Annotated in this window: 25 protein-coding genes; all 25 read left to right on the top strand. The window is 70.2% G+C overall.

Features of this window, described 5'->3' with window-relative positions; translation table 11 throughout:
• Nucleotides 1–3 precede the first annotated feature (3 nt).
• Nucleotides 4–648 (top strand): hypothetical protein, encoded by a 645-nt coding sequence (locus tag ACQPX6_RS26795; RefSeq protein ID WP_433783745.1) that lies wholly within the window; start codon nt 4–6, stop codon nt 646–648.
• Nucleotides 649–679: 31 nt separating this feature from the next.
• Nucleotides 680–2,035 (top strand): hypothetical protein, encoded by a 1,356-nt coding sequence (locus ACQPX6_RS26790; RefSeq protein WP_433783744.1) that lies wholly within the window; start codon nt 680–682, stop codon nt 2,033–2,035.
• Between the two features lie 414 nt (nt 2,036–2,449).
• Nucleotides 2,450–5,929, top strand: coding sequence for a DNA-directed RNA polymerase subunit beta (rpoB, locus tag ACQPX6_RS26785; protein ID WP_433783743.1), 3,480 nt, complete (start codon nt 2,450–2,452; stop codon nt 5,927–5,929).
• 117 nt (nt 5,930–6,046) lie between these two features.
• Nucleotides 6,047–9,958, top strand: a complete 3,912-nt coding sequence (locus ACQPX6_RS26780) for a DNA-directed RNA polymerase subunit beta' (RefSeq protein WP_433783741.1) — start codon at nt 6,047–6,049, stop codon at nt 9,956–9,958.
• 499 nt (nt 9,959–10,457) lie between these two features.
• Nucleotides 10,458–10,832 carry a 30S ribosomal protein S12 gene (gene rpsL, locus ACQPX6_RS26775; protein WP_433783740.1) on the top strand — a complete coding sequence of 125 codons (375 nt, stop codon included), beginning with the start codon at nt 10,458–10,460 and terminating at the stop codon, nt 10,830–10,832.
• 1 nt (nt 10,833) lies between these two features.
• Nucleotides 10,834–11,304 (top strand): 30S ribosomal protein S7, encoded by a 471-nt coding sequence (gene rpsG, locus ACQPX6_RS26770; protein ID WP_433783738.1) that lies wholly within the window; start codon nt 10,834–10,836, stop codon nt 11,302–11,304.
• Nucleotides 11,305–11,404: 100 nt separating this feature from the next.
• A complete protein-coding gene (fusA, locus tag ACQPX6_RS26765; protein WP_433783737.1) occupies nt 11,405–13,507 on the top strand; it encodes an elongation factor G in 2,103 nt (700 codons plus the stop codon).
• A gap of 188 nt (nt 13,508–13,695) precedes the next feature.
• Nucleotides 13,696–14,889, top strand: coding sequence for an elongation factor Tu (tuf, locus tag ACQPX6_RS26760; RefSeq protein WP_433783736.1), 1,194 nt, complete (start codon nt 13,696–13,698; stop codon nt 14,887–14,889).
• A gap of 424 nt (nt 14,890–15,313) precedes the next feature.
• Nucleotides 15,314–15,619, top strand: a complete 306-nt coding sequence (rpsJ, locus tag ACQPX6_RS26755) for a 30S ribosomal protein S10 (RefSeq protein WP_116708461.1) — start codon at nt 15,314–15,316, stop codon at nt 15,617–15,619.
• Between the two features lie 59 nt (nt 15,620–15,678).
• Complete coding sequence (gene rplC, locus ACQPX6_RS26750; protein ID WP_433783734.1) at nt 15,679–16,332, top strand: 50S ribosomal protein L3; 654 nt, start codon at nt 15,679–15,681, stop codon at nt 16,330–16,332.
• Between the two features lie 227 nt (nt 16,333–16,559).
• Nucleotides 16,560–17,207 (top strand): 50S ribosomal protein L4, encoded by a 648-nt coding sequence (rplD, locus tag ACQPX6_RS26745; protein WP_433788366.1) that lies wholly within the window; start codon nt 16,560–16,562, stop codon nt 17,205–17,207.
• Nucleotides 17,204–17,509 (top strand): uL23 family ribosomal protein, encoded by a 306-nt coding sequence (gene rplW, locus ACQPX6_RS26740; protein WP_433783733.1) that lies wholly within the window; start codon nt 17,204–17,206, stop codon nt 17,507–17,509. Before rplD ends, rplW begins: the two co-directional genes overlap by 4 nt.
• 2 nt (nt 17,510–17,511) lie before the next feature.
• On the top strand, nt 17,512–18,354 hold the full coding sequence (rplB, locus tag ACQPX6_RS26735) for a 50S ribosomal protein L2 (protein ID WP_433783732.1): 843 nt from the start codon (nt 17,512–17,514) through the stop codon (nt 18,352–18,354).
• 23 nt (nt 18,355–18,377) lie between these two features.
• A complete protein-coding gene (gene rpsS, locus ACQPX6_RS26730) occupies nt 18,378–18,659 on the top strand; it encodes a 30S ribosomal protein S19 (RefSeq protein WP_116708465.1) in 282 nt (93 codons plus the stop codon).
• A gap of 53 nt (nt 18,660–18,712) precedes the next feature.
• Entirely contained in the window at nt 18,713–19,123 is a 411-nt protein-coding gene (gene rplV / locus ACQPX6_RS26725) for a 50S ribosomal protein L22 (protein ID WP_433783731.1), read from the top strand.
• The gene (gene rpsC, locus ACQPX6_RS26720) at nt 19,123–20,001 is read left to right on the top strand and encodes a 30S ribosomal protein S3 (protein WP_433783729.1); all 879 of its coding nucleotides are present in this window, start codon (nt 19,123–19,125) and stop codon (nt 19,999–20,001) included. Before rplV ends, rpsC begins: the two co-directional genes overlap by 1 nt.
• A gap of 3 nt (nt 20,002–20,004) precedes the next feature.
• Complete coding sequence (rplP, locus tag ACQPX6_RS26715; RefSeq protein WP_133829614.1) at nt 20,005–20,421, top strand: 50S ribosomal protein L16; 417 nt, start codon at nt 20,005–20,007, stop codon at nt 20,419–20,421.
• Complete coding sequence (gene rpmC / locus ACQPX6_RS26710; protein ID WP_433783728.1) at nt 20,421–20,657, top strand: 50S ribosomal protein L29; 237 nt, start codon at nt 20,421–20,423, stop codon at nt 20,655–20,657. The genes rplP and rpmC overlap by 1 nt, the downstream gene beginning before the upstream one ends.
• 116 nt (nt 20,658–20,773) lie before the next feature.
• Entirely contained in the window at nt 20,774–21,043 is a 270-nt protein-coding gene (gene rpsQ / locus ACQPX6_RS26705) for a 30S ribosomal protein S17 (protein ID WP_433788365.1), read from the top strand.
• A 75-nt stretch (nt 21,044–21,118) separates the two neighbouring features.
• Nucleotides 21,119–21,487 (top strand): 50S ribosomal protein L14, encoded by a 369-nt coding sequence (gene rplN / locus ACQPX6_RS26700; RefSeq protein WP_116708470.1) that lies wholly within the window; start codon nt 21,119–21,121, stop codon nt 21,485–21,487.
• A gap of 3 nt (nt 21,488–21,490) precedes the next feature.
• Nucleotides 21,491–21,814: a 50S ribosomal protein L24 gene (gene rplX, locus ACQPX6_RS26695; protein WP_433783727.1), complete on the top strand. Its 324-nt coding sequence runs from the start codon at nt 21,491–21,493 to the stop codon at nt 21,812–21,814.
• Nucleotides 21,811–22,383 carry a 50S ribosomal protein L5 gene (gene rplE / locus ACQPX6_RS26690; protein ID WP_433783725.1) on the top strand — a complete coding sequence of 191 codons (573 nt, stop codon included), beginning with the start codon at nt 21,811–21,813 and terminating at the stop codon, nt 22,381–22,383. The genes rplX and rplE overlap by 4 nt, the downstream gene beginning before the upstream one ends.
• A 2-nt stretch (nt 22,384–22,385) precedes the next feature.
• The gene (locus tag ACQPX6_RS26685; RefSeq protein WP_133829609.1) at nt 22,386–22,571 is read left to right on the top strand and encodes a type Z 30S ribosomal protein S14; all 186 of its coding nucleotides are present in this window, start codon (nt 22,386–22,388) and stop codon (nt 22,569–22,571) included.
• Nucleotides 22,568–22,831: a hypothetical protein gene (locus tag ACQPX6_RS26680; RefSeq protein WP_433783724.1), complete on the top strand. Its 264-nt coding sequence runs from the start codon at nt 22,568–22,570 to the stop codon at nt 22,829–22,831. The genes ACQPX6_RS26685 and ACQPX6_RS26680 overlap by 4 nt, the downstream gene beginning before the upstream one ends.
• Nucleotides 22,828–23,226, top strand: a complete 399-nt coding sequence (gene rpsH, locus ACQPX6_RS26675) for a 30S ribosomal protein S8 (protein WP_433783723.1) — start codon at nt 22,828–22,830, stop codon at nt 23,224–23,226. Before ACQPX6_RS26680 ends, rpsH begins: the two co-directional genes overlap by 4 nt.
• The last annotated feature ends 4 nt before the right edge of the window (nt 23,227–23,230 follow it).

Genomic DNA, 23,230 nt, shown 5'->3' with positions numbered 1-23,230 from the left:
CGCGTGCCCGACAGCCGGCGGGACGATGCCGTCCCGCCGGCGGACCACGAGGAGCTGAGCCCGACGTCTGCGACGGACACGGCCGAGAAGGCCATCACGACCGACGGACCCGTCGGCCGGAAGGCCGGTGCGTCGGCCGACCAGCGACGGCGCAGGACGGTCACCGTCCTCGCGGTGCTGGCCGTCCTGGCGCTGGCGACGCTCGTCGTCACCGGCGTCCGGTGGTACGAGTCGACCCAGAGCGACGCCGCCGCGGCGGCCGCGCTGCGGGACGAGGCGGTCGACGCCGCCCAGCAGATCGTCGTCAACATCAACACGGTGCGCCCGAACACGCTCGACGCGGACCTCGACGCCGCGCAGTCGTCGCTGACCGAGCCGATGCTCGGCGAGTACCAGCGGGTGCGCCAGCGGTTCGCCGAGAACCTCCGGCAGGCGCAGGCCGAGGTCGTCGCCACCCCGGTGTCCGCGGCCATCACGGCCTTCGACCCCGAACGCCGCACCGCGACGGCGCTCGTCGCCATCGACGTCAACGCCCGCAGCGCCTCGGCGCCACCCCAGTCCAAGCAGCAGCTGTTCCTGGTCGAGATGATCCAGACGCCCGACGGCTGGAAGGCCGCCAAGGCGACGCCCTCGACCGGCCAGCAGTAGCCGCGGCCGCAACGAGAAAGGGGGAGTGACCGTGCCACCCCGCTCCCGCACCAAGCCCGGCTCGACGACCCGACGTCCCAAGGTCGCCGGCCTGCGCCAGCACGCGCACGTGGGCACCGGGACCGACCGCCCGGACGCCGACGGCGCCGACGCGCTCGACACCGTCGAGAGCCCGGACGCCGTCGCCACGCCCACCCCGACTCCGACGACCGACGACCGGGAGACCGCGACCGTCGCCACGGCGCCCGAGGCCCCGGCGGACGACACGCGGACCGCCGTGGTCGACGCCCCCGTAGCCCCGGCCGCCGATAGGGAGACGTCGGAGACCACGGAGTCCGCCGACACCACGGCGCTGTCGATGCTCGCGGCGACGCCCGAGACGGCGGAGACGTCCTCGGACAGCTCGCGAGCCGAGACCGCGACCGGCACGACCACGGCCGACCGGACCGCGAGCGGGACCACGGCGCCGGACACGACGGACACCGCGGCGACGGACACCGTGACCACGAGCGCGGTCACCACCGAGACCGCGACGCCCACCGAGGCGCCGACCGACGCCGACACGACGGCCACCGACACCACGGCCACCGACACCACCGCGCGCACCGCGGCCGCGCCGCTGCGGGGCAAGTCGCGCCGCGGCGGCATGGCGCCGCGCGCCGAGGCCGCGACCGCGCCGGCCACGGAGCGCCCGGCCCGTCGCGGCCGCACGGCGGACGACACCGACACCGTCACCGCGTCCCCGACGCGCACGGCCCGGCCGACCCGCACCGGCGGCAAGCGGGGCGCGCCCGAGGCGGCGCCGGCCACGGGGCGCCTCGGCCGCGTGCGCGCCGCGCTCGCCCGGTTCGGCAGCTCCTCGCGGGCGCTGCCGATCACGCTGGTCGTCGTCATCGTGGTGTGCCTCGTCCTGTCCGGCCTCGCCTTCTGGCAGGACCGGGAGGCGCGGACGACCGGCCCGTTCGCGAACCAGGCCGTCGTCGACGTGGGCGGCACCGCCGAGCTCGTCGGCCAGACCCGGGAGTCGATCGAGAGGATCTTCTCCTACGACCACACGCGCCTCGACGAGTCGGTCGACGCGGCGCGGTCGATGTCGACCGGCCAGTTCACCGACCGGTACCTGGCCGTGTTCGACCAGACGATCCGCGGGCCCGCACTGCAGCAGCAGCTGAAGCAGACCGCGACCGTGGTCAACCTCGGCGTCATGACCATGCGGGACGACCGCGCCGACGTCATGGTGCTCGCGCAGTTCTCGGCCCAGCGGGCCACCACGGGCCAGTCGACGAACGCCCCCGGTCTGCTGCGCCTGCTGATGGAGCGCGTCGACGGCCGCTGGAAGCTCGCCGAGCTGACGCCGCTGACGGCGCAGCCGCCGGCGCCGAACTAGCGGCACCGGCCGCACCGAGACGCTCCCGAGTCGGCGCGTCGGGCGGGCCCCAGGGCCTGCCCGGCGCGCTGACCTGCGTCGAACGGGTGTCCACGCACCGGCGACACCGGGCGCGTCCCACTTGACTCCGGGGGCACGGGCGGTCACTCTGTTCGCAGCGCGGCACCCTCGCGTCCGACCCCGGAGGTCGATCCCGCCCCTGGCGGAGAACCCTCCCGGCGTGTCACGAGGGGGGGCCGTTCGACAGGTGCCGCCATGCGTGGCTAGACTGTCGGATCGCGCTGCCCTACGTCTGTCCGCCCACCCGTGTGCCGACGCCCGGGGCCGCGTCCACGCCGACCGTGCGCTGCGCTGCGCACCGGCCGGTGAAGCTACTGACAGCGTTCAGACAGCGTTGTTCCGGAAGGACGCATCTTGGCAGTTACCCGCGCCACCAAGGTCTCGAACCACCACGCGTCGTTCCCCGGGGCACCCACCCGGGTCTCCTTCGCCAAGCTGGACCAGCCTCTCGAGGTTCCCGACCTGCTCGCCCTGCAGACCCAGTCCTTCGAGTGGCTGGTCGGCAGCGAGGAGTGGTTCGAGCGTCGCGTGGAGGCGGGTGAGGAGCTCCCCGTCGGCGGTCTGGAGGAGGTCCTCGCCGAGATCTCCCCGATCGAGGACTTCTCCGGTTCGATGAGCCTGTCCTTCTCCGACCCGCGCTTCGACGAGGTGAAGGCCTCGGTCGAGGAGTGCAAGGACAAGGACATGACGTACTCGGCGCCCCTGTTCGTCACCGCCGAGTTCACCAACAACACCACCGGTGAGATCAAGAGCCAGACGGTCTTCATGGGCGATTTCCCCGTGATGACCGACAAGGGCACCTTCATCATCAACGGCACCGAGCGCGTGGTCGTGTCGCAGCTCGTGCGCTCGCCCGGGGTGTACTTCGACCGCACGGTCGACAAGACGACCGACAAGGACGTCTTCAGCGTCAAGATCATCCCCAGCCGCGGTGCGTGGCTGGAGTTCGACGTGGACAAGCGCGACACCGTCGGTGTCCGGATCGACCGCAAGCGCCGCCAGCCGGTCACCGTGCTGCTGAAGGCGCTGGGCTGGACCACCGAGCAGATCCAGGAGAAGTTCCACTTCTCCGAGACGCTGCTGGCCACGCTGGAGAAGGACTCCACGGCCGGCCAGGACGAGGCGCTGCTCGACATCTACCGCAAGCTGCGCCCGGGCGAGCCGCCGACGCGCGAGTCGGCCCAGACGCTGCTCGAGAACCTCTTCTTCAAGGACAAGCGCTACGACCTCGCGAAGGTCGGCCGCTACAAGGTCAACAAGAAGCTGGGCTCGGTGGTGGAGCCGTCCACGGGGACGCTCACCGAGGACGACATCATCAACACGATCTCCTACCTCGTGCGCCTGCACGCGGGGGAGACCGAGGTCGAGGCCGACAACGGGTCGATCCCCGTCGAGACCGACGACATCGACCACTTCGGCAACCGCCGCCTGCGCACCGTCGGCGAGCTCATCCAGAACCAGATCCGGGTGGGCCTCTCCCGCATGGAGCGCGTCGTGCGCGAGCGCATGACGACGCAGGACGTCGAGGCCATCACGCCGCAGACCCTGATCAACATCCGGCCCGTCGTGGCCGCGATCAAGGAGTTCTTCGGCACCTCGCAGCTCTCGCAGTTCATGGACCAGACCAACCCGCTCGCGGGCCTGACCCACAAGCGCCGGCTCTCGGCGCTGGGTCCGGGCGGTCTGTCGCGTGAGCGCGCGGGCATGGAGGTCCGCGACGTCCACCCGTCGCACTACGGCCGCATGTGCCCGATCGAGACGCCGGAAGGCCCGAACATCGGCCTGATCGGCTCGCTGTCGAGCTTCGCGCGGGTCAACCCGTTCGGCTTCATCGAGACGCCCTACCGCAAGGTCGTCGACGGCGTGGTGATCGACCAGATCGACTACCTCACCGCCGACGAGGAGGACCGTTTCGTCGTCGCGCAGGCCAACGCGCCGCTCGACGAGGACGGCCACTTCTCGGAGGAGCGCGTCCTGGTGCGGCGCAAGGGCGGCGACGTCGACCTCATCGCGCCGACGCGTGTGGACTACATGGACGTCTCGCCGCGCCAGATGGTGTCGGTCGCGACGGCGATGATCCCGTTCCTCGAGCACGACGACGCCAACCGCGCGCTGATGGGCGCGAACATGCAGCGCCAGTCGGTGCCGCTGCTGCGTTCCGAGTCGCCGCTGGTCGGCACCGGGATGGAGCTGCGCGCCGCCGTCGACGCCGGTGACGTCATCGCCACCGACCGCGCCGGTGTGGTGGAGGAGCTCTCCGCGGACTACATCACGATCATGGACGACGAGGGGCAGCGCACCACCCACCGTCTCCACAAGTTCACGCGGTCCAACCAGGGCACCTGCATCAACCAGAAGCCGATCGTCTCCGAGGGCGACCGCGTCGAGCCCCGCCAGGTGCTCGCCGACGGGCCGTGCACCGAGGACGGCGAGATGGCCCTCGGGAAGAACCTGCTCGTGGCGATCATGCCGTGGGAGGGCCACAACTACGAGGACGCGATCATCCTGTCGCAGCGCCTCGTGCAGGACGACGTCCTGACCTCGATCCACATCGAGGAGCACGAGATCGACGCGCGCGACACCAAGCTGGGCGCCGAGGAGATCACCCGGGACATCCCGAACGTCTCCGAGGAGGTCCTGGCCGACCTCGACGAGCGCGGCATCATCCGCATCGGTGCCGAGGTCGCGGACGGCGACATCCTCGTCGGCAAGGTGACGCCCAAGGGCGAGACCGAGCTGACCCCCGAGGAGCGCCTCCTGCGCGCGATCTTCGGCGAGAAGGCGCGCGAGGTGCGCGACACCTCGCTCAAGGTCCCGCACGGCGAGACCGGCAAGGTCATCGGCATCCGGGTGTTCGCCCGCGAGGACGACGACGAGCTGCCGCCCGGGGTCAACGAGCTGGTCCGCGTCTACGTGGCCCAGAAGCGCAAGATCTCCGAGGGTGACAAGCTCGCCGGCCGCCACGGCAACAAGGGCGTCATCGGCAAGATCCTGCCGGTCGAGGACATGCCGTTCCTCGCCGACGGGACGCCGGTGGACATCGTGCTCAACACCCACGGTGTGCCGCGACGCATGAACATCGGCCAGGTGCTCGAGACCCACCTCGGGTGGATCGCCAAGAGCGGCTGGGACGTCGACCCGGACAACACCGCCGAGTGGGCGGTGAACCTGCCCGACGACATGCGCCGGGTGGAGCCCGACACCAACACCGCCACCCCGGTGTTCGACGGTGCCCGCCAGACCGAGATCACGGGTCTGCTCGGGTCGACGCTGCCCAACCGCGACGGCGTGCGGCTGGTCGGCGAGGACGGCAAGGCGCAGATCTTCGACGGACGTACCGGTGAGCCCTACCCGCACCACATCGCGGTCGGCTACATGTACATCCTCAAGCTGCTGCACCTGGTGGACGACAAGATCCACGCCCGCTCGACGGGCCCGTACTCGATGATCACCCAGCAGCCGCTCGGTGGGAAGGCGCAGTTCGGCGGTCAGCGTTTCGGCGAGATGGAGTGCTGGGCCATGCAGGCCTACGGCGCGGCCTACACGCTGCAGGAGCTGCTGACCATCAAGTCCGACGACGTGCTCGGCCGCGTGAAGGTCTACGAGGCCATCGTCAAGGGCGAGAACATCCCGGAGCCGGGCATCCCCGAGTCGTTCAAGGTGCTGCTCAAGGAGCTCCAGTCGCTGTGCCTCAACGTGGAGGTGCTGTCCTCGGACGGCGCCGCCATCGAGATGCGCGACGGCGACGACGAGGACCTCGAGCGTGCCGCGGCCAACCTCGGCATCAACCTCTCGCGCAACGAGTCGCCGTCGGTCGACGACGTCGTGAACTAGTACCTCGCGATCCTCCGACCCAGGGTGACCCCCGGGTCGGGGGGTCGTCGGGGGGCGGAGCCCCCCGACTGTGCGGACCCTCTTCTAGAAACAGCTCACCCATCCAGGGGAGAACCTTTGCTCGACGTCAACTTCTTCGACGAGCTGCGGATCGGTCTGGCCACCGCCGACGACATCCGCCAGTGGTCCTTCGGCGAGGTCAAGAAGCCCGAGACCATCAACTACCGCACGCTCAAGCCCGAGAAGGACGGACTCTTCTGCGAGAAGATCTTCGGTCCGACGCGGGACTGGGAGTGCTACTGCGGCAAGTACAAGCGCGTCCGCTTCAAGGGCATCATCTGTGAGCGCTGCGGCGTCGAGGTGACCCGGGCCAAGGTGCGCCGTGAGCGCATGGGCCACATCGAGCTGGCCGCGCCGGTCACGCACATCTGGTACTTCAAGGGCGTCCCGTCGCGCCTGGGCTACCTGCTCGACCTGGCGCCCAAGGACCTCGAGAAGATCATCTACTTCGCGGCGTACGTCATCACGGACGTCAACAAGGACCAGCGCCACGCCGACCAGTCGACGCTCGAGAACGAGATCGCCGGCGAGCGCAAGCGCCTCGAGGGCCAGCGCGACAACGACCTCGAGGCCCGGGCGCAGAAGCTCGAGAGCGACATCGCCGAGCTCGAGGCCGAGGGCGCCAAGTCCGACGTCCGGCGCAAGGTCAAGGAGGGCGGCGAGCGCGAGATGCGCCAGCTGCGCGACCGTGCGCAGCGCGAGCTCGACCGCCTCGACGAGGTGTGGACCACCTTCGTCAAGCTCGACCGTGCGCAGCTGATCTCGGACGAGACGCTCTACCGCGAGCTCTACGACCGCTACGCCGACTACTTCACCGGCGCCATGGGTGCTGAGGCGATCCAGAAGCTCCTGGAGACCTTCGACATCGAGGCCGAGGCCGAGAACCTCCGCGAGACCATCCGCAGCGGCAAGGGGCAGCGCAAGCTGCGCGCGCTCAAGCGGCTCAAGGTCGTCGCGGCGTTCCAGGCCACGGGCAACCGGCCCACCGGCATGGTGCTCGACTGCGTCCCGGTCATCCCGCCGGACCTGCGCCCGATGGTGCAGCTCGACGGTGGCCGCTTCGCGACGTCGGACCTCAACGACCTGTACCGCAGGGTCATCAACCGCAACAACCGCCTCAAGCGACTGATCGACCTCGGTGCGCCCGAGATCATCGTCAACAACGAGAAGCGGATGCTGCAGGAGGCCGTCGACGCGCTGTTCGACAACGGCCGCCGCGGCCGGCCGGTGACCGGGCCGGGCAACCGCCCGCTCAAGTCGCTGTCCGACCTGCTCAAGGGCAAGCAGGGCCGGTTCCGCCAGAACCTGCTCGGCAAGCGCGTCGACTACTCGGGCCGTTCGGTCATCGTGGTCGGCCCGCAGCTCAAGCTGCACCAGTGCGGCCTGCCCAAGCAGATGGCGCTCGAGCTGTTCAAGCCGTTCGTCATGAAGCGGCTGGTCGACCTCAACCACGCCCAGAACATCAAGTCCGCGAAGCGGATGGTCGAGCGTCAGCGCGGCCAGGTCTGGGACGTGCTCGAAGAGGTCATCAACGAGCACCCGGTGATGCTGAACCGGGCGCCCACGCTGCACCGCCTCGGCATCCAGGCCTTCGAGCCCCAGCTGGTCGAGGGCAAGGCGATCCAGCTGCACCCGCTGGTCTGCGAGGCGTTCAACGCGGACTTCGACGGTGACCAGATGGCGGTCCACCTGCCGCTGTCGGCCGAGGCGCAGGCCGAGGCCCGCATCCTCATGCTGTCGGCCAACAACATCCTGTCGCCGGCGTCGGGCAAGCCCCTGGCCATGCCCCGCCTGGACATGGTGACCGGCCTGTACTACCTCACCCAGCGGCGCGAGGGCACCAAGGGCGAGGGCCGCGCGTACTCCTCGGTGGCCGAGGCGATCATGGCGTTCGACCTGGGGTCGCTCGACCTCCAGGCGCCGATCAAGATCCGCCTCGTCGGCTCCGTCGTGCCCGGACCGGGGATGACCAACGGCTCCTACGAGCCCGGTCGCCCGTGGCTGGCCGACACCACGCTGGGCCGGGTGCTCTTCAACGAGCTCCTGCCGGAGGACTACCCCTTCGTCAACGACCAGCTGCCGAAGAAGCGCCAGGCCGCGATCATCAACGACCTGGCCGAGCGGTACTCGATGACCGAGGTCGCGATGACCCTGGACCGGCTCAAGGACGCCGGCTTCCACTGGGCCACGCGCTCCGGGGTCACCATCGCGATCGACGACGTCGTCGTGCCCCCGAACAAGCAGGAGATCCTCGACGAGTACGAGGGTCGCGCGGAGCAGGTCAACAAGCGGTACCAGCGCGGTGCGCTCTCCTACCAGGAGCGCAACGACGAGATGGTCCGCATCTGGGGCCAGGCCACCGAGGAGGTGGCCAAGGCGATGGAGGAGAACTTCCCCGCGGACAACTCGATCTCGCGGATCGTCGCCTCCGGCGCCGCCGGCAACATGACCCAGGTGCGCCAGCTCGCGGGCATGAAGGGCCTGGTCGCGAACCCCAAGGGTGAGTTCATCCCGCGGCCGATCAAGTCCAACTTCCGCGAGGGCTTCTCGGTGGTCGAGTACTTCATCTCGACCCACGGCACCCGCAAGGGCCTGGCCGACACCGCGCTGCGCACCGCCGACTCGGGCTACCTCACCCGGCGCCTGGTCGACGTGTCGCAGGACGTCATCGTCCGCGAGGTCGACTGCGGCACCGAGCGCGGCATCCCGATGCCGATCGGCGAGGAGGGCCCGGACGGGACCCTGGTGCGCGACATCCACGTCGACACCAGCGTCTACACCCGGACGGCCGCCTCGGCGACCACCGACGCCGACGGCAACGTGCTGCTCGAGCGCGGTGGCGACATCGGCCAGCAGGCGATCGACACCCTCCTGGCGGCCGGCGTCGGCAAGGTCCGGGTCCGCAGCGTCCTGACCTGCGACTCGGCCCAGGGCGTCTGCGCCCGCTGCTACGGCCGCTCGCTGGCCACCGGCAAGCTCGTCGACGTGGGCGAGGCGGTCGGCATCGTCGCCGCCCAGTCCATCGGTGAGCCCGGTACGCAGCTGACGATGCGCACCTTCCACACCGGCGGCGTCGCGGGTGACGACATCACCACGGGTCTGCCGCGTGTGCAGGAGCTCTTCGAGGCCCGCGTCCCGAAGGGCAAGGCGCCCATCGCCGACGTGGACGGCCGCATCCAGCTCGAGGACGGCGACAAGTTCTGGAAGATCACCCTCATCCCGGACGACGGGAGCGAGGAGGTCGTCTACGACAAGCTGTCCAAGCGCATGCGGCTCTCGACGATCCCGGTCGACGGCTCCGAGCGCCCGCTGCAGGACGGCGACCACGTCGGCGTCGGCCAGCAGCTGCTCGAGGGCACGGCCGACCCGCACGAGGTGCTGCGCGTGATGGGCCCCCGCGAGGTGCAGCTGCACCTCGTCGACCAGGTGCAGAAGGTGTACCGGTCGCAGGGTGTGTCCATCCACGACAAGCACATCGAGGTCATCGTCCGGCAGATGCTCCGCCGGGTGACGATCATCGACTCGGGCGCCACCGAGTTCCTGCCCGGTGGTGTCGTCGACCGCGCCGAGTTCGAGGCGGCCAACCGCAAGGTGGTCTCCGAGGGCGGCGACCCGGCGGCGGCCCGCCCGGTGCTCATGGGCATCACGAAGGCCTCGCTGGCCACCGAGTCGTGGCTGTCCGCCGCCTCCTTCCAGGAGACGACGCGCATCCTCACGAACGCGGCGATCGAGGGGAAGTCCGACAGCCTCGTGGGGCTGAAGGAGAACGTGATCATCGGCAAGCTGATCCCGGCCGGCACCGGCATCAACCGGTACCGGAACATCCAGGTCCAGCCCACCGAGGAGGCCCGCGCGGCCGCCTACGCCCTGCCGAGCTACGACGACGGGTACTACGCCCCCGACGTGTTCGGCTCGGGCACCGGTGCCGCCGTGCCGCTCGACGACTACGACTTCGGTCAGTTCCGCTGACCACTGTGTAGTCGCTGGTCCAACGCACGATCCGGAGGGCGTCCCCGCTGCCGCGGGGGCGCCCTCCGTCGTGTGGCGGGGTGGCTCGCTTGCGGCCGGCGGGCGTCGCGGTATCGTGGTGGCAGTCCGGTCGGCGTGCGGTGTCGTGACCCCGCGTCGGCATGGTCGGTCCCCGGGGCCGATCGAGGGCGTACGAGGGGCCGCGGCGCAGGACACCGACGGCGTCGCCGGGCCGCGATCAGCGGCGACCGGCACCCTGATCCGACCCGATGCCGGGTGTCCTCGTGCAGGCGCGTACCCTGGAGTGCAGTGCCCGACGTGGTCGGGTCGCTCCGCGTGCCCCGGTGTGCGGTGCGTCGGTCTCCCTCTCGCGGGTCGACCGTGGCGCCCCCCGTGTGGCCGGTCGGTACGCCGGGGCCCGACGCGTGCGCGACGGGGCCCCGGACGCGGAGCACGCCCGATCCGACAGCCAGCAGAAGAACGGAAGAACCCTCACTCGATGCCCACCATCCAGCAGTTGGTCCGCATGGGCCGCGAGGACAAGGTCGAGAAGACCAAGACCGCGGCCCTGAAGGGGAGCCCGCAGCGCCGCGGTGTCTGCACGCGCGTCTACACCACCACGCCGAAGAAGCCGAACTCCGCGCTGCGCAAGGTCGCGCGCGTCCGGCTCTCGAACGGCATCGAGGTCACCGCCTACATCCCGGGCGAGGGCCACAACCTGCAGGAGCACTCGATCGTGCTCGTGCGTGGAGGCCGGGTGAAGGATCTCCCCGGTGTCCGTTACAAGATCATTCGCGGCGCGCTGGACACGCAGGCGGTCAAGAACCGCAAGCAGGCCCGCAGCCGCTACGGGACGAAGAAGGACAAGAGCTGACATGCCGCGCAAGGGACCCGCTCCGAAGCGTCCACTCATCTCCGACCCCGTCTACGGGTCGCCCCTGGTGACGCAGCTCGTGAACAAGGTGCTCGTCGACGGCAAGCGCTCCATCGCCGAGCGCATCGTCTACGGGGCGATGGAGGGCTGCCGCGAGAAGAACGGCGCCGACCCCGTCGTCACGCTCAAGCGTGCGCTCGACAACGTGAAGCCGGCCCTCGAGGTCCGCAGCCGCCGTGTCGGTGGCGCGACCTACCAGGTGCCGATCGAGGTCCGGGCCGGGCGCTCGACCACGCTCGGCCTGCGCTGGCTCATCACGTACTCCCGGGCGCGCCGGGAGAAGACGATGATCGAGCGGCTCACCAACGAGCTGCTCGACGCGTCGAACGGCCTCGGTGCCGCGGTCAAGCGCCGCGAGGACACCCACAAGATGGCGGAGTCGAACAAGGCGTTCGCGCACTACCGCTGGTGATCCGTCGGGGCGACCGGGTGCGAACCACCCGGGTCCCCGACCGATCCGCAGAACACCCGCCGCGGGACCCGCGGCGACGACCGACGGGAAGAGGAATCTCGTGGCACGCGACGTGCTGACCGACCTGGGCAAGGTCCGCAACATCGGGATCATGGCCCACATCGACGCGGGCAAGACCACCACGACCGAGCGCGTCCTGTTCTACACCGGGATCAACTACAAGATCGGTGAGGTCCACGACGGCGCGGCCACGATGGACTGGATGGAGGAGGAGCAGAAGCGCGGCATCACGATCACGTCCGCCGCGACGACCTGCTTCTGGAAAGACCACCAGATCAACATCATCGACACCCCCGGCCACGTGGACTTCACGGTCGAGGTGGAGCGCTCCCTGCGCGTCCTGGACGGCGCGGTCGCCGTCTTCGACGGCAAGGAGGGCGTGGAGCCCCAGTCCGAGACGGTGTGGCGCCAGGCCGACACGTACAACGTCCCGCGCATCTGCTTCGTCAACAAGATGGACAAGCTCGGCGCGGACTTCTACTTCACCGTGCAGACCATCAAGGACCGGCTCGGCGCCAAGCCGCTGGTCCTGCAGCTGCCGCTGGGGTCGGAGTCGGAGTTCTACGGCGTCGTCGACCTGGTCCGCATGCGTGCGCTGACCTGGCGCGGCGACGTGTCCAAGGGCGAGGACTACGCGATCGAGGAGATCCCCGCGGAGATGGCCGAGCAGGTCGCCTCCTACCGCGAGGCGCTGCTCGAGGCCGTCGCCGAGAAGGACGACGCGCTCATGGAGCGCTACTTCGCCGGCGAGGAGCTGACGGTCGAGGAGATCGAGCACGGCATCCGCGCCGTCACGGTCACCGGCGAGGCCTACCCGGTCATCTGCGGCTCGGCGTTCAAGAACAAGGGCGTGCAGCCCATGCTCGACGCCGTCATCGCCTACCTGCCGTCGCCGACCGACGTCCCGCCGGTGAACGGCACGCTGCTCGACGGGGAGACCCCCGTCCAGCGCAGCGCCAGCACCGACGAGCCCTTCTCCGCGCTCGCGTTCAAGATCGCCGCGCACCCGTTCTACGGGAAGCTGACCTACGTCCGGGTGTACTCGGGCAAGCTCGCCCAGGGCGCGCAGATCATCAACTCGACCAAGGACCGCAAGGAGCGCATCGGCAAGCTCCTGCAGATGCACTCCAACAAGGAGAACCCGGTCGACGAGGCCCGCGCGGGCCACATCTACGCCGTGGTGGGCCTGAAGGACACGACGACCGGCGACACCCTCTGCGACCCGCAGAGCCCGGTGATCCTCGAGTCGATGACCTTCCCGGAGCCGGTCATCTCGGTGGCCGTCGAGCCGAAGTCGAAGGCCGACCAGGAGAAGCTCTCGACCGCGATCCAGCGCCTGGCCGACGAGGACCCTACGTTCCGCGTCAACCAGGACGAGGAGACCGGGCAGACGATCATCTCGGGGATGGGCGAGCTCCACCTCGAGGTCCTGGTCAACCGGATGAAGTCCGACTACAAGGTCGAGGCGAACATCGGCAAGCCCCAGGTCGCGTACCGGGAGACCATCCGCGGGACGGTCGACAAGTACGAGTTCACGCACAAGAAGCAGACCGGTGGCTCGGGGCAGTTCGCCCGCGTCATCATCAAGCTCGAGCCGCTCGAGAAGACCGCCGACGGTCCGCTCTACGAGTTCGAGAACAAGGTGACCGGTGGTCGCGTCCCGCGGGAGTACATCCCGTCGGTCGACCAGGGTGCCCAGGACGCCATGCAGTACGGCATCCTCGCCGGCTACCCGCTGGTCGGTCTGAAGCTGACGCTGCTCGACGGGCAGTACCACGAGGTCGACTCGTCGGAGATGGCGTTCAAGGTGGCCGGGTCGATGGCGCTCAAGGAGGCGGCCCGCAAGGCCGACCCCGCGCTGCTCGAGCCGGTCATGGCCGTCGAGGTGAACACGCCCGAGGACTACATGGGCGACGTCATCGGCGACCTCAACTCCCGCCGTGGCCAGATCCAGGCCATGGAGGAGCGGGCCGGCGGTCGCGTCGTGCGCGCGATCGTCCCGCTCTCGGAGATGTTCGGCTACGTCGGCGACCTGCGGTCGCGGACCCAGGGCCGGGCGAACTACTCGATGCAGTTCGAGCGCTACGCGGAGGTCCCGGCCAACGTGGCCAAGGAGATCATCGCGAAGGCGACCGGCGAGTGAGGCGGGTCCGTGACCCGGGTGTGAGCCCGGGTGACGGACCACGTCACGGACCGGCACGGGGCTTTCGCTAGCCTCGTGTCGGCCCTCTCGGTCCTCCGAGACGCGGCAGGACCCACACACGGAGCACCACCCGGCCCGACCCCGACGAGGGACCGGCCAGGAGAACACAGTCCAGGAGGACGAGAGCAGTGGCGAAGGCCAAGTTCGAGCGGACCAAGCCGCACGTCAACATCGGCACCATCGGTCACATCGACCACGGGAAGACGACGCTCACCGCGGCGATCACCAAGGTGCTGCACGACAAGTACCCGCAGCTGAACCAGGCGTCGGCGTTCGACCAGATCGACAAGGCGCCCGAGGAGCGGCAGCGCGGCATCACGATCTCGATCGCGCACGTCGAGTACCAGACGGAGAAGCGCCACTACGCGCACGTCGACTGCCCCGGGCACGCCGACTACGTCAAGAACATGATCACCGGTGCCGCCCAGATGGACGGCGCGATCCTCGTGGTGGCCGCCACCGACGGCCCCATGCCGCAGACCCGCGAGCACGTGCTGCTCGCCCGCCAGGTCGGCGTCCCCTACATCGTGGTGGCGCTGAACAAGGCGGACATGGTCGACGACGAGGAGATCATGGAGCTCGTCGAGATGGAGGTCCGCGAGCTGCTGAGCTCGCAGGACTTCCCCGGCGACGACCTCCCCGTGGTCCGCGTCTCGGCGCTCAAGGCGCTCGAGGGCGACGCCGAGTGGGGCGACGCGATCCTGACGCTGATGGACGCCGTCGACGACGCCATCCCGTCGCCGGAGCGCGACACCGACAAGCCGTTCCTCATGCCCGTCGAGGACGTCTTCACCATCACCGGTCGCGGCACCGTCGTCACCGGTCGCGTGGAGCGCGGCATCGTCAAGGTGAACGAGGAGGTGGAGATCATCGGCATCCGTGCGAAGTCGACGAAGACCACCACCACGGGCATCGAGATGTTCCGCAAGCTCCTCGACGAGGGGCGCGCCGGCGACAACGTCGGCCTGCTCCTGCGCGGCATCAAGCGCGAGGACGTCGAGCGCGGCATGGTCATCGGCAAGCCCGGCTCGATCACGCCGCACACCGAGTTCGAGGGCCAGGTCTACATCCTGGGCAAGGACGAGGGCGGACGGCACACGCCGTTCTTCAACAACTACCGCCCGCAGTTCTACTTCCGGACCACCGACGTCACCGGCGTGGTGACGCTGCCGGAGGGCACGGAGATGGTCATGCCCGGTGACAACACCGAGATGTCCGTCCAGCTGATCCAGCCGATCGCCATGGAGGAGGGCCTCCAGTTCGCCATCCGCGAGGGTGGCCGGACGGTCGGCGCCGGTCAGGTCACGAAGATCCAGAAGTAGTCGGGAGGCGCAGGAGCTGCTGTTCCTGCGCACCCCCCGGTGTCGGGCGGCCGATCCGGTCGTGCGACACTGGACATCTAGCTCGCACGGGGCGGCCGGCTCATGCGGTATCGAGCCGGCCGCCCTGCTGTGGGTAGGGGTCCGAGAGCCACACCGTGGACCCGGGCGACGGTCACCGTCGTCCACCGTGCTGCCGCTCCTCCCCAGGGGCAGCGGGACGGACACACGTTGAACAGCGCGGGGTCCGCGGGGCCGCACAGTGCGAGAGCACGAGGCGGAGCCTGCCGACGGCCTCGACACGCCCGACCGCGTGGACCGGAGACGGTCCTGCTCGGGCGGACCGGGGCCGGACCATCGGCACCACTGGCCAGCCGCCGGGGATTCATCCCCCCGTCGGGACGAGAAGAGGAACGGCGAAGCCACCATGGCGGGACAGAAGATCCGCATCCGGCTCAAGGCCTACGACCACGAAGCGATCGACGCGTCGGCTCGCAAGATCGTCGAGACCGTGACGCGCACCGGCGCCTCCGTGGTCGGGCCCGTGCCGCTGCCGACCGAGAAGAACATCTACTGCGTCATCCGCTCGCCGCACAAGTACAAGGACTCGCGCGAGCACTTCGAGATGCGCACGCACAAGCGGCTGATCGACATCGTCGACCCGACGCCGAAGACGGTGGACGCGCTCATGCGCATCGACCTCCCGGCGAGCGTCGACGTGAACATCCAGTGAGGTCGGCAGTGACTACAGCCAATGGAGCCAACACCTCCCCGGCGCGGCCGGAGCGGAAGATGAACGGCGTCCTCGGCACCAAGGTCGGCATGACCCAGGTGTTCGACGAGGCGAACCGCATCGTCCCGGTGACCGTGGTGAAGGCCGGACCCTGCGTCGTGACGCAGGTCCGGACGCCCTCGGTGGACGGCTACAACGCCGTCCAGATCGCCTACGGCGCCATCGACCCGCGCAAGGTGAACAAGCCCGAGACCGGCCACTTCTCCAAGGCCGGCGTGACCCCGCGCCGTCACCTCGCCGAGCTGCGCACCAGCGACGCGAGTGACTACGAGATCGGCCAGGAGGTCACCGCCGAGGTGTTCTCCGCCGGCGCGGTGGTCGACATCTCCGGCACCAGCAAGGGCAAGGGCACCGCGGGCGTCATGAAGCGCCACGGCTTCCACGGCCTCGGCGCGAGCCACGGCACCCAGCGCAAGCACCGCTCGCCGGGCGCCATCGGCGGCTGCGCCACCCCGGCGCGTGTCTTCAAGGGCACGCGCATGGCGGGCCGCATGGGCCACGTGAAGACCACGACGCAGAACCTGACCGTGCACGGCGTCGACGCCGACGCCGGCCTGCTGCTCATCCGCGGCGCCGTCCCCGGCCCGCGCGGCGGCCTGGTCCTCGTCACCACGGCCAGCAAGGCCGACCCCGCGAAGGGCGGTGAGCAGTGAGCACCCCTGGCCAGAACAAGTCAGCGGACGGACAGACCCCCGGCCCGAACGACGCCGAGGGCCCCGACGCGGCCGAGCAGACCGAGGCCTCCACGGGCTCGGCGACCGGTGCCGCGACGGCCACCCTCACCACGGCCCGCCGGCGCGGCTACACGGCCGGTGAGGCCCGCCGCCTCGCCCGGCGTGACCAGCAGGCGACGGCCTCGGGCGAGACCCGCAGCGTCACCGTGCACACGCCGACCGGCGGCACGGACGGCACCGCGGAGCTCCCCGGCGAGCTCTTCGACGCGCCGGCCAACACCGCGCTGATGCACCAGGTGGTGACCGCGCAGCTCGCGGCGGCCCGCCAGGGCACGCACGACACCAAGACGCGCGGCGAGGTCCGCGGCGGCGGCAAGAAGCCGTACCGCCAGAAGGGCACCGGCCGCGCCCGCCAGGGCTCGGTGCGCGCACCGCAGTTCACCGGCGGTGGCACCGTGCACGGCCCGACGCCGCGGGACTACGACCAGCGGACCCCGAAGAAGATGAAGGCGGCGGCCCTGCGCGGCGCGCTGTCGGACCGCGCCCGTCACGAGCGCATCCACGTCTTCTCGGCACTGGTCGACGGCGACGGCCCCTCGACCAAGGGCGCGCGCACCGCGCTCGAGGGCGTGGTGACCGCCGAGCGCGGGCGCCGCACGGTGCTCGCGGTCATCGCCCGCGAGGACGAGGCGGCCCGGCGCAGCGTCGCCAACCTGCCGGCTGTCCACTGGCTCACGCCGGACCAGCTCAACACCTACGACGTCCTGCGCGCCGACGACGTGGTCTTCACGACCTCCGCGCTCGAGGCGTTCGTGGCCGCCCGCACCGCGGGTGGACAGGAGGTCGAGAAGTGATCACCGATCCCCGAGACGTGATCGTCGCGCCGGTCATCTCCGAGAAGAGCTACGGGCTCCTCGAGGAGCGCCAGTACACGTTCCTGGTGCGTCCCGACGCGAACAAGACGCAGATCAAGATCGCCGTCCAGGAGATCTTCGACGTGCAGGTGGCCAGCGTGAACACGCTGAACCGCGAGGGCAAGCGCAAGCGCTCCCGCCGCGGCTACGGCAAGCGCAAGGCCACGAAGCGCGCCGTGGTGACGGTGACGCCCGAGAGCCGGACCATCGACGTCTTCGGCGCCCCCGGGGCAGGGAGCTGACCATGGGAATCCGCAGGTACAAGCCGACGACCGCCGGGCGGCGCGGCGCGAGCGTCTCGGACTTCGCCGAGATCACGCGCGACCACCCGGAGAAATCGCTGATCCGTCCGCTGCACAGCAAGGGCGGCCGCAACGTCACCGGGCGCATCACCACCCGGCACCAGGGCGGCGGCCACAAGCGTGCGTACCGGGTCATCGACTTCCGTCGCCACGACAAGGACGGCGTGCCGGCCAAGGTCGCGCACATCGAGTACGACCCCAACCGCAGCGCCCGCATCGCCCTGCTGCACTACATCGACGGCGAGAAGCGCTACATCATCGCGCCGGAGCGTCTCGGGCAGGGCGACGCCATCGAGGCCGGCCCCAAGGCCGACATCAAGCCGGGCAACAACCTGCCGCTGCGCAACATCCCGACCGGCACCGTGATCCACGCGATCGAGCTCCGCCCCGGCGGCGGCGCGAAGATGGCGCGGTCGGCCGGCGCGCGGGTGCAGCTGGTGGCCAAGGACGGCCCGTACGCCCAGCTGCGGCTCCCCTCGGGCGAGATCCGCAACGTGGACGTGCGCTGCCGCGCCACCATCGGCGAGGTCGGCAACGCGGACCACTCGAACATCAACTGGGGCAAGGCCGGCCGCAACCGCTGGCGCGGCAAGCGCCCGTCGGTGCGCGGTGTGGCCATGAACCCGGTCGACCACCCGCACGGTGGTGGTGAGGGCAAGACCTCCGGTGGCCGCCACCCGGTCAACCCCGCCGGCACGCCCGAGGGCCGCACCCGGGGCCGGAAGGAGAGCGACCGCATGATCGTGCGTCGCCGCCGCACCGGCAAGAACCGCAAGAAGCGCTGACGAGAGCAGGAGGGAGCGAAGCGATGCCACGCAGTCTCAAGAAGGGCCCGTTCGTCGACGACCACCTGCTCAAGAAGGTGGACGCGCTCAACGAGGCCAACCGCAAGACCGTCATCCGGACCTGGTCCCGACGGTCGACGATCATCCCGGACATGATCGGCCACACGCTGGCCGTCCACGACGGGCGCAAGCACGTCCCGGTGTTCGTCTCGGAGTCCATGGTCGGGCACAAGCTCGGCGAGTTCGCCCCGACCCGCACGTTCCGCGGGCACGTCAAGGAGGACCGCCGCTCCCGCCGTCGCTAGACGACGCGGAGCGCGGGATCCCCATGGCCCGAGTCAAGGAAGGTACGTCCGATATGGCTGCAGCAGCCGAGACCGACGCGGCCCCCCGCGGGGCGGTTGCGCGGGCGCGCTACGTGCGCATGTCGCCGATGAAGGTCCGCCGCGTCGTGGACCTGGTGCGGGGCATGCCCGTCGGCCAGGCCGCCTCGGTGCTGGAGTTCGCCCAGCTGAAGGCGGCCCGCCCGGTGGCGAAGGTGGTCGCCAGCGCGGTGGCCAACGCCGAGAACAACGTCGACCTGGACCCCACGAGCCTCGTGATCTCGACGATCACGGTCGACGAGGGTCCCACCATGAAGCGGTTCCAGCCCCGCGCGCAGGGCCGGGCGTACCGCATCCGGAAGCGGACCAGCCACATCTTCGTCGAGGTGACCGAGGTCGCCCAGACCAAGGGTGGCCGCACGCGCGCGAAGGGGAGTGGCCGCTGATGGGCCAGAAGATCAACCCGCACGGCTTCCGCCTGGGCATCACCACGGACTGGAAGTCGCGCTGGTACGCCGACAAGCAGTACGCCGACTACGTGGCCGAGGACGTCAAGATCCGCCGCATGCTCTCCAAGGGCATGGAGCGGGCCGGCATCTCCAAGGTCGAGATCGAGCGCACCCGTGACCGCGTGCGCGTCGACATCCACACCGCCCGCCCGGGCATCGTCATCGGGCGCCGCGGCGCGGAGGCCGACCGCCTGCGCGGCAACCTCGAGAAGCTGACCGGCAAGCAGGTCCAGCTGAACATCCTCGAGGTCAAGGGCGCCGAGGCCGACGCCCAGCTCGTGGCGCAGGGCGTCGCCGAGCAGCTGTCCAACCGCGTCTCGTTCCGTCGCGCCATGCGCAAGGCCATGCAGTCGGCCATGCGCAGCCCCGGCGTCAAGGGCATCCGGGTGCAGTGCTCGGGCCGCCTCGGCGGTGCGGAGATGTCGCGCTCGGAGTTCTACCGCGAGGGTCGCGTCCCGCTGCACACGCTGCGCGCGGAGATCGACTACGGCCTGTTCGAGGCCCGGACCAACTTCGGCCGCATCGGCGTGAAGGTCTGGATCTACAAGGGCGACGTCGTCGGCGGCAAGCGCGAGTCCGAGCGCCAGGCCGCGCTCGACGCCGCGACCCGCGACCCGCGCGGCGGCCGTGGCCGCGGCGGCGGCGGTGGCGGTGGCGACCGCCCCCGTGGCCGGCGCTCCGGCGCCTCGGGCACGACCGGCTCGGGCACCGAGGCCGGGCGCGCCGCCGCCGAGCAGGCGAGCACCGCGGGTGCGACCACGGGCGGAGCGCCGGCCGGCGCCGCCCCCGAGGCGACCACGCAGACGGAGTCGTAGAGCATGCTGATCCCGCGCAAGGTCAAGTACCGCAAGCAGCACCGGCCGGACCGGACGGGCGCCGCCAAGGGCGGCACCCAGATGTCCTTCGGCGACTACGGCATCCAGGCCCTGGAGCACGCCTACGTCACCAACCGGCAGATCGAGTCCGCCCGTATCGCCATCACGCGGCACATCCGCCGTGGCGGCAAGGTGTGGATCAACATCTTCCCGGACCGGCCGCTGACCAAGAAGCCGGCCGAGACCCGCATGGGTTCCGGCAAGGGCTCGCCCGAGAAGTGGGTGGCCAACGTGAAGCCGGGCCGGGTCATGTTCGAGATGAGCTACCCGAACGAGGCCACGGCCCGCGAGGCCCTGCGCCGCGCGCAGCACAAGCTGCCGATGCGCTGCCGCATCGTGAGCCGTGAGGAGACCTTCTGATGGCCGCCGGAATCCCCGCCAGCGAGCTGCGCGAGCTGACCGGAGAAGAGCTCGTCGCCCGGGCCCGCGAGGCCAAGGCGGAGCTGTTCAACCTCCGGTTCCAGATGGCCACCGGGCAGCTGGACAACAACCGTCGACTGCGGACCGTGCGGAACGACATCGCGCGCATCTACACGGTGATGCGCGAGCGTGAGCTCGGCCTGTCGGTCGCCCCCGATGAGGAGGGAGCGGCGTGAGCGAGCCCCAGGACTCGACGACGCAGACCAGCTCGGGGGCGTCGGCCCCGGAGCGTGACGAGGAGCAGCAGGTCCGCTCCGAGGTGAAGCAGGGCGACGAGGCCCAGCAGACCCCGGTGTCGGCCCGCAACGACGACCGCGGCCTGCGCAAGGTGCGCGAGGGCCTGGTCGTCTCGGACAAGATGGCCAAGACCATCGTCGTCAGCCTCGAGGACCGGGTGAAGCACCCGCGCTACTCGAAGGTCATCCGGCGCACGAAGAAGGTCAAGGCGCACGACGAGCAGAACACCGCCGGCCCCGGCGACCGCGTGCTCCTCATGGAGACCCGGCCGCTCTCGGCCACCAAGCGCTGGCGCCTCGTCGAGATCCTCGAGAAGGCCAAGTAACCACGCACTCGAGGGGCTCCGCCCCCCGAGTGCCCCCCGAAACCGCCCGCTCGTGCGGGCAGGTCTGGAGAAGAAGTGATCCAGCAGGAGTCGCGCCTCCGGGTCGCCGACAACACGGGAGCCAGAGAGATTCTGTGCATCCGTGTTCTCGGTGGCTCGTCCCGGCGCTACGCGGGGATCGGCGACGTCATCGTGGCGACGGTGAAGGAAGCCATCCCCGCGTCCGGCGTGAAGCGCGGTGACGTCGTCAAGGCGGTCGTCGTGCGCACCCGCAAGGAGAAGCGCCGTCCGGACGGCTCGTACATCAAGTTCGACGAGAACGCCGCCGTCATCATCAAGAACGACCGTGAGCCCCGCGGGACCCGCATCTTCGGCCCCGTGGGCCGCGAGCTGCGCGACAAGAGGTTCATGCGGATCATCTCGCTCGCGCCGGAGGTGCTGTAGCAGATGAAGATCAAGAAGGGCGACACGGTCGTCGTCATCGCCGGCAAGGACAAGGGCGCGAAGGGCAAGGTCATCCAGGCCTACCCCGACCGCGAGAAGGTCCTCGTCGAGGGCGTCGGCCGCGTCAAGAAGCACACGGCCCAGTCCGCCAACCAGCGTGGTGCGCAGTCGGGCGGGATCGTCACCCAGGAGGCGCCGATCCACATCTCGAACGTGATGGTCGTCGACGCCGACGGCAAGCCGACCCGCATCGGCCACCGCGAGGGCGGCGAGGGCGAGGCGAAGCGCGTGCGCATCTCGCGACGCACCGGGAAGGACCTCTCGTGACCAGCACCGAAGCTCCCGAGACGACCCGCCCGCGGCTGCAGCAGCGCTACCAGGACGCGATCAAGGACGCGCTGACCGAGCAGTTCGGGTACGCGAACCCGATGCTCATCCCCGGCGTCGTCAAGGTCGTCGTGAACATGGGCGTCGGCGAGGCCGCGCGCGACTCCAAGCTGATGGAGGGCGCGGTCCGCGACCTCACCCTCATCGCCGGGCAGAAGCCCGAGATCCGCCGGGCCCGCAAGTCGATCGCGCAGTTCAAGCTGCGCGAGGGCATGCCCATCGGCGCCCGCGCCACGCTGCGCGGCGCGCGCATGTGGGAGTTCCTCGACCGGCTGCTGACCATCGGCCTGCCGCGCATCCGCGACTTCCGCGGCCTGTCGCCCAAGCAGTTCGACGGCCAGGGCAACTACACGTTCGGTCTCTCGGACCAGACGATGTTCCACGAGATCGACCAGGACTCGATCGACCGGCCGCGCGGGATGGACATCACCGTGGTCACCTCCGCGACGACCGACGAGGAGGGCCGGGCGCTGCTCCGTCAGCTCGGCTTCCCGTTCAGGGAGAACTGAGAATGGCGAAGAAGGCACTGGTCAACAAGGCCGCGAAGACGCCGAAGTTCAAGGTGCGCGGCTACACCCGCTGCAACCGGTGCGGGCGTGCCCGCGCCGTGCTGCGCAAGTTCGGGCTCTGCCGCGTCTGCCTCCGCGAGATGGCGCACCGGGGCGAGCTCCCGGGCGTGAGCAAGGCGTCCTGGTGACCGAGACGAACCCCGAACGGCACGAGGACACCCCGCTCGAGGCCCCGCTCGAGGGCGCCATCGCCCCCGAGCTCCTGCGCCTCATCCAGCGCGTCGCCCACCGCGAGCACCTGCTCGACGGTGCCCCGGCGGCGAGCGCGCGCCCCCGTACCAACGCTCCGAGGAGCTCCGCACGCCGCAGGCCCGCCATCGGGACCGCGCGCAGCACCGCTGTGCGCGTCACCCGGGGAACCACGGCGAGGAAGGTGACCTGGTCATGACGATGACCGACCCGATCGCGGACATGCTCACGCGCATCCGCAACGCCAACTCGGCGTTCCACGAGAGCGCGACCATGCCGCACAGCAAGCTCAAGGCCCACGTGGCCCAGGTCCTGCTGGACCAGGGCTACATCGCGGGCTACCGCACCGAGGCCGCCACCGTCGGGCAGTCGCTCGTGGTCGACCTGAAGTACGGGCCGAACCGCGAGCGCAGCATCGCCGGCATCAAGCGCGTCTCGAAGCCGGGCCTGCGCGTCTACCGGAAGTCGGGCGAGCTCCCGCGGGTGCTCGGCGGCCTCGGCGTCGCGATCATCTCGACGTCCTCGGGCCTGCTGACCGACCGCCAGGCGTACCAGCGACGGATGGGCGGGGAAGTCCTCGCCTTCGTCTGGTAGCGGG

It is taken from the genome of Actinomycetospora sp. CA-101289 (assembly GCF_050955895.1).
GTDB lineage: Bacteria > Actinomycetota > Actinomycetes > Mycobacteriales > Pseudonocardiaceae > Actinomycetospora.
Note: the sequence above shows the minus strand (reverse complement) of the source record. Positions and strands in the feature narration are given on the sequence as shown.